At 68.9% G+C, this 13,268-nt stretch carries 16 protein-coding genes; 11 read left to right on the plus strand and 5 right to left on the minus strand.

What is annotated here, in order from left to right; genetic code table 11:
- Positions 1–17 precede the first annotated feature (17 nt).
- Both NF557_RS15815 and dnaK read right to left on the minus strand, forming a co-directional pair.
- Positions 18–740, minus strand: coding sequence for a nucleotide exchange factor GrpE (locus NF557_RS15815; RefSeq protein WP_252620688.1), 723 nt, complete (start codon positions 738–740; stop codon positions 18–20).
- Positions 737–2,659, minus strand: coding sequence for a molecular chaperone DnaK (dnaK, locus tag NF557_RS15820; RefSeq protein WP_252620689.1), 1,923 nt, complete (start codon positions 2,657–2,659; stop codon positions 737–739). The genes NF557_RS15815 and dnaK overlap by 4 nt, the downstream gene beginning before the upstream one ends.
- A gap of 238 nt (positions 2,660–2,897) precedes the next feature.
- Here dnaK and NF557_RS15825 point away from each other — a divergent pair, with 238 nt between their 5' ends.
- The 4 genes from NF557_RS15825 to NF557_RS15840 all read left to right on the plus strand — a co-directional run bounded on the left by NF557_RS15825 (position 2,898) and on the right by NF557_RS15840 (position 4,212).
- Positions 2,898–3,143, plus strand: a complete 246-nt coding sequence (locus tag NF557_RS15825; protein WP_252620690.1) for an AbrB/MazE/SpoVT family DNA-binding domain-containing protein — start codon at positions 2,898–2,900, stop codon at positions 3,141–3,143.
- Complete coding sequence (locus NF557_RS15830) at positions 3,130–3,552, plus strand: type II toxin-antitoxin system VapC family toxin (protein ID WP_252620692.1); 423 nt, start codon at positions 3,130–3,132, stop codon at positions 3,550–3,552. The genes NF557_RS15825 and NF557_RS15830 overlap by 14 nt, the downstream gene beginning before the upstream one ends.
- A gap of 112 nt (positions 3,553–3,664) precedes the next feature.
- Positions 3,665–3,919 carry a ribbon-helix-helix protein, CopG family gene (locus tag NF557_RS15835; protein WP_252620693.1) on the plus strand — a complete coding sequence of 85 codons (255 nt, stop codon included), beginning with the start codon at positions 3,665–3,667 and terminating at the stop codon, positions 3,917–3,919.
- Positions 3,916–4,212 carry a type II toxin-antitoxin system RelE/ParE family toxin gene (locus NF557_RS15840; protein WP_252620695.1) on the plus strand — a complete coding sequence of 99 codons (297 nt, stop codon included), beginning with the start codon at positions 3,916–3,918 and terminating at the stop codon, positions 4,210–4,212. The genes NF557_RS15835 and NF557_RS15840 overlap by 4 nt, the downstream gene beginning before the upstream one ends.
- Positions 4,213–4,371: 159 nt before the next feature.
- Here NF557_RS15840 and NF557_RS15845 read toward each other — a convergent pair whose 3' ends face one another.
- Positions 4,372–5,118 carry a class I SAM-dependent methyltransferase gene (locus tag NF557_RS15845; RefSeq protein ID WP_252620696.1) on the minus strand — a complete coding sequence of 249 codons (747 nt, stop codon included), beginning with the start codon at positions 5,116–5,118 and terminating at the stop codon, positions 4,372–4,374.
- A gap of 40 nt (positions 5,119–5,158) precedes the next feature.
- Here NF557_RS15845 and NF557_RS15850 point away from each other — a divergent pair, with 40 nt between their 5' ends.
- From NF557_RS15850 to NF557_RS17650, 3 genes are all read left to right on the plus strand, one after another.
- On the plus strand, positions 5,159–5,872 hold the full coding sequence (locus NF557_RS15850; RefSeq protein ID WP_256855704.1) for an alpha/beta fold hydrolase: 714 nt from the start codon (positions 5,159–5,161) through the stop codon (positions 5,870–5,872).
- 55 nt (positions 5,873–5,927) lie between these two features.
- The gene (locus tag NF557_RS15855; RefSeq protein ID WP_252620698.1) at positions 5,928–6,404 is read left to right on the plus strand and encodes a GrpB family protein; all 477 of its coding nucleotides are present in this window, start codon (positions 5,928–5,930) and stop codon (positions 6,402–6,404) included.
- Between the two features lie 63 nt (positions 6,405–6,467).
- On the plus strand, positions 6,468–6,590 hold the full coding sequence (locus tag NF557_RS17650) for a YlcI/YnfO family protein (protein ID WP_280923970.1): 123 nt from the start codon (positions 6,468–6,470) through the stop codon (positions 6,588–6,590).
- Between the two features lie 36 nt (positions 6,591–6,626).
- Here NF557_RS17650 and NF557_RS15860 read toward each other — a convergent pair whose 3' ends face one another.
- Positions 6,627–7,409, minus strand: a complete 783-nt coding sequence (locus tag NF557_RS15860; RefSeq protein ID WP_252620700.1) for an endonuclease/exonuclease/phosphatase family protein — start codon at positions 7,407–7,409, stop codon at positions 6,627–6,629.
- 190 nt (positions 7,410–7,599) lie between these two features.
- On the opposite strand from NF557_RS15860, the gene NF557_RS15865 reads away from it, so the two are divergent.
- Together NF557_RS15865 and ligD are read left to right on the plus strand one after the other, a co-directional pair.
- Complete coding sequence (locus NF557_RS15865; protein ID WP_252620706.1) at positions 7,600–8,226, plus strand: hypothetical protein; 627 nt, start codon at positions 7,600–7,602, stop codon at positions 8,224–8,226.
- Between the two features lie 25 nt (positions 8,227–8,251).
- The gene (gene ligD, locus NF557_RS15870) at positions 8,252–9,967 is read left to right on the plus strand and encodes a non-homologous end-joining DNA ligase (protein ID WP_252620708.1); all 1,716 of its coding nucleotides are present in this window, start codon (positions 8,252–8,254) and stop codon (positions 9,965–9,967) included.
- Positions 9,968–9,970: 3 nt separating this feature from the next.
- Here the strand turns inward: ligD and NF557_RS15875 are convergent, their stop codons facing one another.
- Positions 9,971–11,242 carry an MFS transporter gene (locus NF557_RS15875; RefSeq protein ID WP_252620710.1) on the minus strand — a complete coding sequence of 424 codons (1,272 nt, stop codon included), beginning with the start codon at positions 11,240–11,242 and terminating at the stop codon, positions 9,971–9,973.
- 132 nt (positions 11,243–11,374) lie between these two features.
- On the opposite strand from NF557_RS15875, the gene NF557_RS15880 reads away from it, so the two are divergent.
- Together NF557_RS15880 and NF557_RS15885 are read left to right on the plus strand one after the other, a co-directional pair.
- A complete protein-coding gene (locus tag NF557_RS15880; RefSeq protein WP_252620712.1) occupies positions 11,375–12,175 on the plus strand; it encodes a GntR family transcriptional regulator in 801 nt (266 codons plus the stop codon).
- The gene (locus NF557_RS15885; RefSeq protein WP_252620714.1) at positions 12,172–13,218 is read left to right on the plus strand and encodes a DctP family TRAP transporter solute-binding subunit; all 1,047 of its coding nucleotides are present in this window, start codon (positions 12,172–12,174) and stop codon (positions 13,216–13,218) included. Before NF557_RS15880 ends, NF557_RS15885 begins: the two co-directional genes overlap by 4 nt.
- Positions 13,219–13,268 lie beyond the last annotated feature (50 nt).

Genomic DNA, 13,268 nt, shown 5'->3' on the forward strand with positions numbered 1-13,268 from the left:
GTCCCGGCCTGCCTCGATCATGCCGGGTCTGCCACCGCCACGCGGGCGGCGCGGACCACCCGGTCGCCGACCTTGAAGCCGGGCTGCATGACCTGGACGATCGTCGTCTCGGTCGCGCCCTCGGGCAGGTCTGCCTCCGGCAGGTGCATCAGCGCCTCGTGGACGGCCGGGTCGAAGGTCTCGCCGACCGCCCCGAGCCGCTCGACGCCGAACCGGCCGAGCGTGGTCTCGAGCTTGTCGGCGATCGCCAGCAGCGGGCCCTCGGTCAGCTCGCCGTGCTCCTTGGCCATGTGCAGGTCGTCCAGGACCGGCAGCAGGGCCTCGACCACGGTGGTGGTCCCGGCCTCGCGGTCCCGGACCCGGTCGCGGTCGACGCGGCGCTTGTAGTTGACATACTCCGCCTGCAGGCGGCGCAGGTCCTCGAGCCGGTCCGCCGCGACGACGGTGTCCGGGTGCAGGTCGTCAGCCGACCGGCCCCCGTCCACCGGGGTGCCGGACGTGGCCTGGGGGGCACCGGACGGGTCCTGCTCGCCGCCCGGCAGGGCGTCACCGACGCCGCCGCCGAAGGCGTTGTCGCCACCTGCGACCTGCTCCGCTGCGGTCTCCTGGACCTGCTCCGCCGACACGTCCCGGACCTGACCCGTCTCAGGGTCGATCCGCCGCTTGTCCCGGATCACCGGGCCGGTGGGGCCGTCGGACTCGTGGTCCTGCGGGCCACCGGCACCGGTGGTGTCGGTCACTTGGTCTCCTCGTCGTCGACGACCTCTGCGTCGACGACATCGTCAGCCGCAGCGTCCTGGCCGCCGGTGTCCCCACCGGGGAAGCCCTCGCCACCCGGGAAGCCCTCGCCACCGGGGAAGCCGGCGCCGGGAGCGCCCTCGCCACCCTCAGCCTGCGAGGCGGCATAGATCGCCGAGCCCATCTTCTGGCTCTCGGTGGAGAGGGTCTCCATCTTGGCCTTGATGTCCTCGACGCTGGCCTCGGACTCCGGCTTCAGCGCCTCCTTGAGGTCGTTGAGTGCGGTGTCGACGGTGCCGCGCAGGTCCTCGGGGACCTTGTCGCCGGAGTCGGACAGGAACTTCTCGGTGGAGTAGACCAGCTGCTCCGCAGTGTTGCGGGTCTCGGTCTCCTCGCGACGTTTCTTGTCCTCCTCGGCGTGCGTCTCGGCGTCCTTGACCATGCGCTCGATCTCTTCCTTCGGCAGCGCGGAACCACCGGAGATCGTCATCGACTGCTCCTTGCCCGTGCCGCGGTCCTTGGCGGAGACGTGCACGATGCCGTTGGCGTCGATGTCGAAGGTGACCTCGATCTGCGGCACACCACGGGGGGCCGGGGCGATGCCGGTCAGCTCGAAGTTGCCGAGCAGCTTGTTGTGCTGCGCGATCTCGCGCTCACCCTGATAGACCTGGATGCCCACCGACGGCTGGTTGTCGCTGGCCGTGGTGAAGACCTCGCTGCGCTTGGTGGGGATCGCGGTGTTGCGCTCGATCAGGCGGGTCATGATGCCGCCCTGGGTCTCGATGCCCAGGCTCAGCGGCGTGACGTCGATCAGCAGCACGTCCTTGCGCTCGCCCTTGAGGACACCGGCCTGCAGCGCGGCGCCGACGGCGACGACCTCGTCCGGGTTGACGCCCTTGTTGGGCTCCTGACCACCGGTCAGCTGCTTGACCGTCTCGGTGACGGACGGCATACGCGTCGAACCACCGACCAGGACGACGTGGTCGATCTCGCTGACCGCGATCCCCGCATCCTTGATGACCTGCTCGAAGGGAGCCTTGGTGCGCTCCAGCAGGTCGTTGGTCATCTGCTCGAACTGCGCGCGGGTGAGCGACTCGTCCAGGTGGATCGGGCCGTTCTCACTCATGGACAGGAACTGCAGGTTGATGCTGGTATTGGTGGAGGTCGAGAGCTCCTTCTTGGCCTGCTCGGCCGCGTCCCGCAGCCGCTGCATGGCGATCTTGTCCTTGGCCAGGTCGACACCGGTGGTGTTCTTGACCGTGGTCAGCAGGTGGTTGACGATGCGCTCGTCCCAGTCGTCACCGCCGAGCTTGTTGTCGCCGTGGGTGGCGCGGACCTGGATGGTCGCGAAGCCGTCCTCGGCGTCCTTGCCCACCTCGAGCAGGGACACGTCGAAGGTGCCACCACCGAGGTCGAAGACGAGGATGAGCTCGTCCTCCTTGCCCTTGTCGAGGCCGTAGGCCAGCGCCGCCGCGGTCGGCTCGTTGACGATGCGCAGCACGTTGAGGCCCGCGATCTCACCGGCCTCCTTGGTCGCCTGACGCTCCGCGTCGTCGAAGTAGGCCGGCACGGTGATGACCGCGTCCGTCACGTCCTCGCCCAGGTAGGACTCGGCGTCGCGCTTGAGCTTCATCAGCGTGCGAGCGCTGATCTCCTGCGCGGTGTAGGTCTTGTCGTCGATCTGCTGGCTCCAGTCGGTGCCCATGTGGCGCTTGACGGAGCGGATGGTGCGGTCGACGTTGGTGACCGCCTGACGCTTGGCGATCTCACCGACGAGGACCTCCCCGCCCTTGGTGAAGCTGACGACCGACGGGGTGGTGCGCCCACCCTCGGCGTTGGCGATGATGACCGGCTCCCCGCCCTCGAGGACGGCGACTGCCGAGTTGGTGGTGCCCAGGTCGATACCGACTGCACGTCCCATGCGATGACTCTCCTGTATGTCGTGTGGCTGGCCGAGCGTCTCACCCCCGGCCTGGTCTTCAGACCCCAACTTGCGCCCTCGACCCGGTCATTGTCAAACCGAGACTCAGTGAAGTTGAGTATGTCAGGCTCAACCTGCGTGACAGTCGGATTGTTCCCGGGGTTGCTCCCATGAGGATGGGACCGGCGACGACGGCCTGCCTGCCTCACGCCCGCTTGACGATGGTACGATGGATGGCATGTTGGCATCGCTGGACAAGGCGGGGCGCGTGGTCATCCCCAAGGAGGCCCGGGATCAGCTTGGACTGGGACCCGAAGTCCAGTTCGAGGTGACCCTGACCGGTGACGGGCTGCTCCTCACCCCCCTCCGTAGATCGGCACGGCGCATCGTGGAGATCGACGGCTGGCCGGTCATCGAGGCCGTGCGCGGCGTGACGACGACCGACGCCGATGTCCAGCGCTGGCGGGACGATGGCCAGCGCTGACCACTGGGCGGTCGACACCAGCGTCGCGGTCGCCGCGCTGGACGCTGGTCACGCGGCACACGTTCCGTGTCTGGCGGCCGTCCGTGAGCATCGCCCCTCCCTTGCCGGCCACGCGGCATTCGAGCTCTTCGCCGTCCTGACCCGGCTTCCCGGGCAGCTGGCCGTCGATGCCACGGATGCCGCAACGCTGATCGATCGCGTCTTTCCCGAGACGGTGTGGCTGTCGACGCATGCCAGCGGCGCACTGCGCCCTCGACTGGCGACGACGGGCATCGTCGGTGGTGCGGTCTACGACGCACTCGTCGGTGAGGCGGCCCGCACCAACGAGCGACGCCTACTCACGCGGGACCTGCGTGCCCGTCGGACCTACGACCTGCTGGGCGTCGACTATCAGGTCGTCGGCCCCTGAACTGTGACGGAGAGAACGACGGTGGTGAGGGAAACGGTCGGTGTCGCCTCGGGCGAGATCACACGCACCTTCTCCCCCGCTGGTATGATCACGTCATACTGAGGAGGTGGGTATGGCGGTGCGCAAGGTGGCAGTGACGCTCACCGAGGAGTTGTACAAGATGGTGGAACAGGCCCGCGCGATAGAGCACCGGAGCCGTTCGGAAGTCATCCAGGAGGCATTGCGCACTCATTTCGGCGAGCCCACCTACCGGCCGACCGAAGAGGAACGCGCAGCCCTCGTTGCAGCACTGGATGCCGCCCAGGCGGACCCCGAGTCGCTGCACGAGTGGTCCGACATCCGCAAGACGCTCCCTGGTCGACGTTGAGGATCGTCCTCACCCCGCACGCGGTGTGCGATGTGGAAGAGGCCTGTGACTACTACGCCGGCATCGACCCGAAGCTCAGCACGCGCTTCGCCGACGACGTCGACGCAGCCATCGAGCGGATCGTGATGTTCCTCAGAGGAGCACCGCCGGTTGAAGGGTTCGACAAGCTCCGCAGAGCCCGGATGCGGCGGTTCCCCTACGGAATCTTCTACCAGGAGACCCCGGCTGGCGACCTGCTCGTCGTCCGGGTTGTGCACTCCCGGCGTCACCACGCAGGTGCCCTCGAAGGCTAACGTCCCGGAGCCAGACCGGTCCCGAGAAGCGACCCTTCATCGGAACGAAACGAAAGCGGGATGCTGAGGATTCCGACACGTTGGTGAGACAACTCCCGTCTCACCAACTTGTCGCCCCGCAGGTCAGCGAACCACTCCCCCGACAGGCCGGGCGAGAACCTACATCCAAGTTGTGCTGCGGAGCAGGTGCAGGACGGTGACGTAGTGCTCGGTCACCTGGTCCGGTTGCGCTGCAGCAGCGGCCTGGATCGCATCGAGCTCTCCTGGATCCTGCCAGTCGCTGAAGGTTGCGAACAGAGCGCGCAACTGGTGCGCGTCCAGACCGATCTGCCACGTCCACCGCCAGCTCCGGACCAAGCGGAAACTTCCCCCCACCTCCAGCTCCTCCACGGTCGGTCGAGGGTCCAGCGGGTCGTGGGGTGGGGCGCTCAGGCGGCGATGGGCGACGATCTCGTGCACTTCCCGCCGGAACGGCGTCCACACCCGCGGATCGCCGAAGACCGTGCGCCATACCGCCAGCAGCCCACCTGGCTCCAACGCCTGGCCGAGCCTTGGGAGCATCCTCGGCAGGTCGACCCAGTGCATCGACGTGGCTGCCACCACCGAGGTGAATCGGCGCGCCGGCAGGTCGACGTCTTCGATCCGGGAGGCGAAGACACTGGCCTCGGGGCACGACCGCCGCAACCGGGCGGCTAGCTCCCGGCCGGGCTCGACCGCGACCACCGCACTTCCGCGACGGACGAGCTCGCCGGTGGCCTCACCACTGCCGGCCCCGATCTCCAGGATCCGACGACCGGGCCCGAGCACGCCTTGCTCGACAAGGGTGTCGTAGAGAACGCTGGGGTAGGGGGGCCGTGCCGTCCCGTACGACGCGGCCATCGACTCGAAGTGGTTCCCGGGCCTCATTCGCACCATCCTGCCCCAGCGCAGAGGGCGTCCTGTCAGAATGCCGGTCGTGGACTCACGACGCGTCACTGCCGACGACGGGGTATACCTCCATGTCCTGTCGTGCGGCGCGGGGCCTGATGTCGTCGTCCTGTCCGGCGGCCCGGGGATGGTGCACTATCTCGCGGAGGAGCCACTGGCACCCGCCGGCTTCCGATGCTGTTTCCCTGTCCCGAGAGGAGTTTCGCCCTCCGGCGGTGGTGCGCACGATGTGACTCGCGCAATCGAGGATCTGGAGGCAGTGCGTCAGGCCTATGGCATCGAGTCATGGATCGTGCTCGGCCACTCCTGGGGGTCAGATCTCGCCGTGCGCTACGCCCTCGACCACCCTGACCGGGTGAGAGGCGTGGTCGGCATCGCCGGTCACGGGTTGCACCGCGACCGCGAGTGGTCCGCGGCCTACGAGGCCGGCAAGGCGGCAGCGCCGCAGATCGACGTCCCGTGGGTCCGTGAGGTGCATGCCTCGCTCTGGAGCTCCTTCAAGGGCTGGATCCGCGAACCCGCGTTGTGGCGGGATCTCGCCGACAGCGCTGCCCCTATGCGCTTCATCGCAGCCGGCGGCGACATCCGGCCGAACTGGCCGCTGCAGCAGCTCGCCGCGCTGGTCCCCGGAGGGTCTTTCGAGGTGGTGGCCGACGTGCCCCACGACTTCTGGACCACCGATCCCGAACTATGGCAGACGACCTGCACCAGCGCGTGCGACGCGCTGCGCTGAACTGAGCGGGAGCCGGTCCGCAGACTTTGTTACCGCGCCGTGGGACGGTGGGCGGGTGCAGACCGACAGTCACTACCCCGCCGAGCGGTTGGTCGCGTATGACGTGGACTGGCCAAGCAGGTACCGCACCTCCGTCCCCGGCCTCGTAGCCAAGCCGGTCGTCGACCTGGCCTTGCGCATCCCAGCCAGCCAGTCCTTGGGGCAGGCCAAAGAAGCCTTCGGGTGGGCGGGTTGGACGACACCGGTCTCTGTCGGCGATCACTGGGCCACGTTCCTGCTCGGCGACGGCGTGCGGACAGGGATCGGTCACATCTTCACTGCCGATCAGTGGGACAAGGCCCACGTGCGGCTCTTCGCTCGCTGGCTCCGCGAGCATCCCGTCGAGCGGGACCGCTACGCTCGACTCAAGATCGACTTGGTTGGTCGCGGCCTCTGGGGCGCCGACTACACGGCAGCCAAGACCGGATTCGTCCGCGAGATCGTGAATCTCGCACGTGCCGACCGCGGCTTGCCTCTCCTGACCAATCTCTGATTTGGGTCGCCGCCTTGCCCGTCCGCGCACTGCGTTCGCTGCTGTTCTCCGCTGAGCACACCTGTGCCGGTGCGCTTTCCGGCTGACCTGCTCGAAGAGGTCAAGCGCGCAGCAGAAGCTGACGACCGCTCAGCCTCGGCCTGGATCCGCCGGGCCGTCGAGCACGAACTGTCCCGCTCCGCCTGACCCCCATGAGCCCAACACGCGCCCAGGGCCAGGGACTCAGGGCTCCCCCAGTTGCAGCCGCAGCGCCGCGTGGTCGGTCAGCCCGGCCTCGCGCGGCGACTGCACGAGCTCGCACGCCCGCACGCTGGGCACGAGGTCGGCGGTCACGAACGCGTGGTCGTAACGGCAGCCGACCCCACTGTGGTCCATCCAACTGACCTGCGTCGACGTCGGGTGCAGGCGCCGGAAGGCGTCGGTCAGGCCGTGAGCACCGCTCAGCGCCTCGAGCATGGCTGTCTCCTCGGGCAGGACGTACGGGAGCTCGTCGTCGTGCAGCGGGTCGACGAGGTTGAGGTCGCCAAGGAGCACCGCGGGCAGATCGGGGCCAGTGGCGCGCCAGACCTTGAGCCACTCGCCCAGCGACGCTAGCCACTCCCGCTTGCGCCGGCGCTGAGCAGAGGAGGAGTAGCGCACCGGGTCGCTGGCCGCGCCATAGACGCCCAGGAGCCGCAGCCGCCGCTCGCCCGCCACCACCTGCAGGGGCAGCACGCGCCCCGGCAGCACCGTCGGGCCGGCCAGCTCCTCCACCTCGGCGCGTAGGTCGGGACGTCGCACAACGACCATGACGCCGCGCCCACCGGCGCCGGTGAGGTCGGTGACGTGGACGCCGTGCCCTGCGGCACGGCATACCTGCGCTATCAGCCGGGTGCCGTCCCCGCCTGAGGTCTCGGTGAGCACCCACACGTCGTCATCGGCCGGCCAGAGCAGCTCCAGCAAGCCGCGGGCACGGCCCGGGGTGGGCGTCGAGACGTTGAGGGCGAGCAGCGTGCGAGGCGACACCGGCCGATGCTACGCCGTCCCTTTTCCGGGCGCGTCCGACCCAAGGAGGACCACCTACCTGTTGTCCTCGACAAGGCATGGCAGTGGTCTCGTCTATGTGACAGTGGGCCACCCCGAGGTCCGGTCGGTGAGCATCCCCACTCCGTGCTCGACTCGAGCCCAGGGCTCGACCCGTTGGCATACTGTGCCCGTGTCGTCACTTGACCATGTGCGGTGGCTGGGCGGTGGGAGCGGCGCCGGGAAGAGCACCGTGGCTCAGGCGCTGGCGGACCGCTTCGGAGCTCGGCTCTACAGCACCGACGCGATGATGGGTGTCCACGCCGACCGGCTCAGCCCCGATGCCGCCCCTTTGCTGGAGCGGTTTCGGCAGCTGGACATGGACGAGCGCTGGGTGCAGCGCGATCCGACGACGATGTTTCAGACCTTCCCGTGGTTCCAGGGTGAGGGCTTCGACCTGGTGGTCGACGATCTCCGGCGTCTGCCGAGCGACCGCTTGATCATCGTCGAGGGCTTCCGACTGCTCCCGCGATCAGTCTTGCCGCATCTCTCGGATCCACGATGGGCCGTGTGGCTGCTGCCGACTCCGGCGTTCCGCGAGGCCTCGTTTGCCAAGCGCGGCCTCGCGGATGCGTTCTGGCTGAACACCCGCCATCCCGAGCGCGCACTGGCCAACCTGCTGGAGCGGGACCGGATTTTCACCAACTGGCTCTCCCGCGAGGCTGAGCGCACTGGCGTGAGCGTCCTCCACGTCGACGGCACCCGAAGCATCGACAGCATGGCCGAGGACTTGGCGGAACGCTTCGGCCTGTCCTGCTGAGCGGTCAGCATGCGGCGGGCGCCGCGTGCGAGCAACCCTCGCGATCGCTGTCCCGGCGGTCAGTGCGTCCGGGGTGCACCAGCAGCACGCCGATGGGACCGTGGGCCGTATGCCGCGCGAACAGGGCCGCTCCCCCGCCACCGGGGACTCTCAGGAACCGCTGGCGAAGTACCGGCGGATGCGCGACTTCTCCCGCACCCCGGAGCCCAGCGGCGCGCCGCCCGCGGGGCTGGAGGGTGGGGACCGGGTCTTCGTGGTGCAGCGCCACCGCGCGACGGCGCGACATTATGACTTCCGCCTCGAGGTCGACGGGGTGCTTGCCAGTTGGGCGGTGCCCAAGGGCCCCAGTCTGGACCCCGAGGTGCGCCGGCTGGCCATCCACGTGGAGGACCACCCGATGGAGTATCTCCACTTCGAGGGCGTGATCCCCGCCAAGGAGTATGGCGGGGGCGACGTCATCGTGTGGGACACCGGCACCTGGGAGCCCGGCAACAACGAGGATCCGGCGACAGCGATCCGCGCCGGCACGCTGCACGTCATCGTGCACGGCGAGAAGCTGCGCGGGGAGTTCATGCTGGTGCGCACCGCGCGCCAGGAGGGCGACAAGGAGCAGTGGCTGCTCTTCCACAAGCACGACGAGCACACGGTCGAGGGCTGGGACGCGGAGGACTTCCCCCGCTCCGTCCTCAGCGGCCGCACCAACGAGGAGGTCCTGGCCGATCCGGACCAGCTCTGGCACTCCGACCGGCCGGCCGGCCAGGCCGCGGAGTCGCTGCGGGTGGCCGTGCCGGACCCGCTCACCGAGGACGAGCTGTCAGCCCTGCGGGACCTGGGCAGCTCGGGGACCTGGGAGGTCTTTGGCCAGCAGCTGCGGCTGACCAACCTGGACAAGGTGCTCTTCCCGGCACGTCAAGGTGATGAGCCGGTCACCAAGCGCGAGTTCATCGAGTATGCCGGGCGCATCGCCCCCGTGCTCCTTCCCTATCTGGCGGGCCGGGCGGTCAACCTGCACCGACATCCCGACGGGGCGCAGGCCAAGGGTTTCTGGCACAAGGAGGTCCCCGACCACGCGCCGGAGTGGCTGCCGCGGTGGGACAACCCGGACGCCGGCCCCGGTGAGACCCAGACCTACCTGGTCGTAGACGAGGCCGCGGCGCTGGTCTGGGCCGCCAACTACGGCGCCCTGGAGTGGCACCCGTGGACGTCACCGACCACCGCCCCTGACTGCCCGTCATACGTGATGTTCGACATCGACCCTGGCGAGGGCACGACCTGGGAGGAGGCCCTGGACCTGGCGCGGCTGCACCGGACCGCGTTCGAGGCCCTGCACCTGCGGGCCTACCCCAAGGTGACCGGGCGGCGCGGGCTCCAGGTGTGGGTGCCGATCCGGCGCGGACCGAGCTTCGCCGACACCCGCGCCTGGGCCGAGAAGGTCTCCCGCAGCATTGGCGCGATGGTGCCCGACCTGGTCAGCTGGCGCTGGGAGGTCAAGTCGCGCAAGGGGTTGGCGCGGTTGGACTACACGCAGAACGCCGTGAACAAGACGCTCGTCGCGCCCTACAGCCCGCGGCCGTCGGCGGGTGCGCCCGTGTCGGTGCCAATCACCTGGGACGAGCTCGACGACCCCGAGCTGCGGCCGGACCGCTGGACGGTCCGCACCGTCCTGGACCGGCTGGATGAGGTGGGGGACCCGTTCCAGGGCGTGCTGCACCACGACCAGACGCTCCCCCGCGTGCGCTGACGATCACGCAGGGGAGCCACCCGGGTCGCCGCCGGTCACGTGGCGCGGGCCGCGCACGCCCCCGCCATAGCCAAACGGCCGGGACGGGGGGCGCCGGACGAGGTCGCGGCGGAAGCCGGCGCGGGCCACCATGGTCAACGTCGCAGCGATCACGAACGACCCGGCGGCAGCCCACCAGGCACCCTGGAACCCCACGCCGGAGACGACCAGACCCAGCAGAACCGGCCCCACCGCCCCGCCCGTGAAGGCCCCGGCCTGCACGACCGAGGTGGCGCGCGTCGGGGCGTCCCGACCGACCCGCGCCACGGCATACAGGAAGAGGCCGGGCCAGGACCAGCCCAGCCCAAAGGCCAGGAACCCGAAGACGACGACCACCCACGGCACCGCGAGCCCGATGAGCGCCAGACACGCTGCGCCAGCGGCCATCTGGGCCGCGACCACGGCCAGGTTCCCGCCATAGCGACGGTCGGCACGGTGCCCGGCAAAGACGCGGATGGCGATGGAGCTACCCGACCCGGCCGCCATCAGCAGACCCGCCTGTCCGACAGTCAGTCCCACGTCATAGGCCCAGCTCGCCAGATAGGCGCCGAGGAAGTTCGCGGCAGCGCTGGCAAACATGATCGCGATGCCGCACATCAGCAGCGGGGCCCACGGTGCCCGATCCACCGCGCCACCGACGAAACCGCCGCGAGGCACGGTGCGTCCCACCCGCGGTTGCAGCAGCGCCAGCACGATCACCACAAGCCCCGTGGTGCCCGTGACGACAAAGGTGCTCCGCCAGCCGAAGACCGCGGTCATCGTCGGCACCGCCAACCCACCAAACATGATGGCAGCTGGCACCGCACTCTGCTTGATGCCGAAGCCGAGGCCGCGTCGGTGGGCCGGCAGGACGGTGGCGACCGTCTGGTTTGCGGTGCCCTGACAGGCGGCGTTGGCCAGGCCGAGCACCGCCATCACGACGATCAGCGCCTCCCAGCGGTGCACCAGGAACGCGAGCCCAAAACCGCCCAGTGCGACGAGGATGCCGGAGGCGAGCTGCCCCTGGCGCCGGGTCCACTTCTCCAGCAGCTTCCCACCCAGGATGGTGGCCAGCGCGGCGACGGCAAAGAAGGTGCTGACGACCAAGCCGAGCACGGACGGCCCGAAGTCCAGGTCGCGCTGCATCAGCACGGCCTGCGCCCCGACCAGGAACGGAGGGATCGCGCCCAGCGTGGTCAGCGCGCTGGCCCCGAGCATCACCATCGCGGTCTGCGACCGCCGAGGACTGTGCACCACCCGGCCCCCCACCTCCTTACCAAATCGTTATCTACAGGCCATTGACGAAATGTACTGCCCTTTGCCATGGTAGTCGTCGACACCCGCGCCGGAGACCCGTCGCGCCACTCATCAGTCAACGGAGACCAGCGTATGTCGAGCAGCGCGCGTCGCGTGGAGGAGCCGGGCTATCGTCGCCTGGCCGGCCACCTTCGCGACGCGATCAAGGAGCAGCGCTGGGCCGAGGGCGAGGCACTGCCCACCGACGGGGAGCTCGGCACTGAGTTCAGCGTGAGCCGCCAGACAGTGCGCCGCGCCTACCTCGAGCTGGTCAACGAGGGCCTGGTCTATCGCGTCCCCGGCAGCGGCACCTTCATCACCCCGTCCCACCTGCGCTACCGGCGCCCGTTCGAGACTGTGGACGACCTGCTCGGACTGGCCGACGACACCGAGCTCGAGGTGGTCCAACCCCTCGAGGGCACCTTCGACCCCCAGGCCGCCAGCGAGCTCATGCTCGAGTCCCGGCTGATGTATGGCATGAAGTTCCTGCGCCGTCACCAGGGGACCGTCTTCTGCCACACCTCGGTCTTCCTGCCGCCAGAGATCGGCCGGCTGCTCGACGGCGAGGAGGCCTTCAGCCAGACCGGAGCCACGAGCACCATCACTGTGATCGGCGCCCTCACCGCCCGCAACGTCCAGCTCAGCGGCGCCGAGCAGTCGATGACCGCGCGGGCCGCGACTGAGCTGGACCAGCAGCGACTCGGCTGCGCCGTCGGCCACCCCCTGCTGCATGTCGAACGGCTCTATGTCGACCCCAGCGGACAGCCCGTCGAGTGGGCCGTCTCAGACTTTCTGCCCGAGCACTACACGCACCGGATCCATCTTGGACGCCGGCGCAGCAACCCTTCGTCGATCACGGCGGAGCGGACCACCAGGAAAGGAACACCCTCATGACCTCTCGCTCTCTGCGCACTCTCGCCATCGTTGCCGTCGGGGCACTGACGCTGGCTGGCTGCGGCGGCGCCCGCGGTGGTGGCGACGGCGGCGACGCGTCCGGCGGTGACGGTGAGACCTTCACGCTGAAGTTCTCGCACGTGACCACCGACAGCACCCCCAAGGGCACGGCCGCGATCTGGTTCGAGGAGGAGCTGGAGAAGCGCACCGACGGTCGCATCGACGTGGAGGTCTACTCCAACTCCTCGTTGTATGGCGACAAGGACGAGATGCAGGCCGTCCAGCAGAACTCGGTCCAGATGCTGGCCCCCGCCTCCGCGAAGTTCACCACGGTCGCACCGGCGCTGCAGGTCCTCGACCTGCCGTTCCTGTTCGACACCCCCGACGACATCCCCAGCGTCGCGGCGCCGGACACCGAGGTCGGCAAGGCGATCTACGCCAACGACGACCTCGCGGCCAAGAACATGAAGGTCCTGGGCCTGTGGGACTCGGGCATGAAGCAGATCCACTCCAACAACCTGACCCAGAAGCCGGCGGACATGGAGGGCAAGAAATATCGCATCCAGCCCTCCGACGTGCTCAAGAGCCAGATCGAGGCCTGGGGCGGCTCGGCCGAGGCGATCGCCTTCGCCGAGGTCTACTCGGCGCTGCAGCAGGGCGTCATCGACGGCGGCGAGAACACCTACTCCAACATCGAGTCGCAGAAGATGCACACGGTGCAGAGCAACATCGCCGAGTCCAACCACGGCTACATCGGCTACATCCTCGTGGTCAACACCGACTTCTTCGACAGCCTGCCCGAGGACCTGCAGGAGATCCTGATCGAGACCGCCGAGGACGCCTCGACCTACAACCGCGACAACGTGGTGGGGCTCAACCAGGAGTCCAAGGAGATCATCGAGGCTGACGGCAACACGGAGATCAACGTGTGGACCGACGAGGAGCGTCAGGCGTTCAAGGACGTGGTCGTCCCCTCGATCTACGAGCAGTACCGCGACGTGATCGGTGACGACATCGTCGACGAGCTCCTGGCCAACCAGTGACCCATCCCCACCTTGCCGGGGCGGCCTCCAGCCGCCCCGGCACCCCCACC

This window comes from Ornithinimicrobium cryptoxanthini, from assembly GCF_023923205.1.
Taxonomy (GTDB): Bacteria; Actinomycetota; Actinomycetes; order Actinomycetales; family Dermatophilaceae; genus Ornithinicoccus; species Ornithinicoccus cryptoxanthini.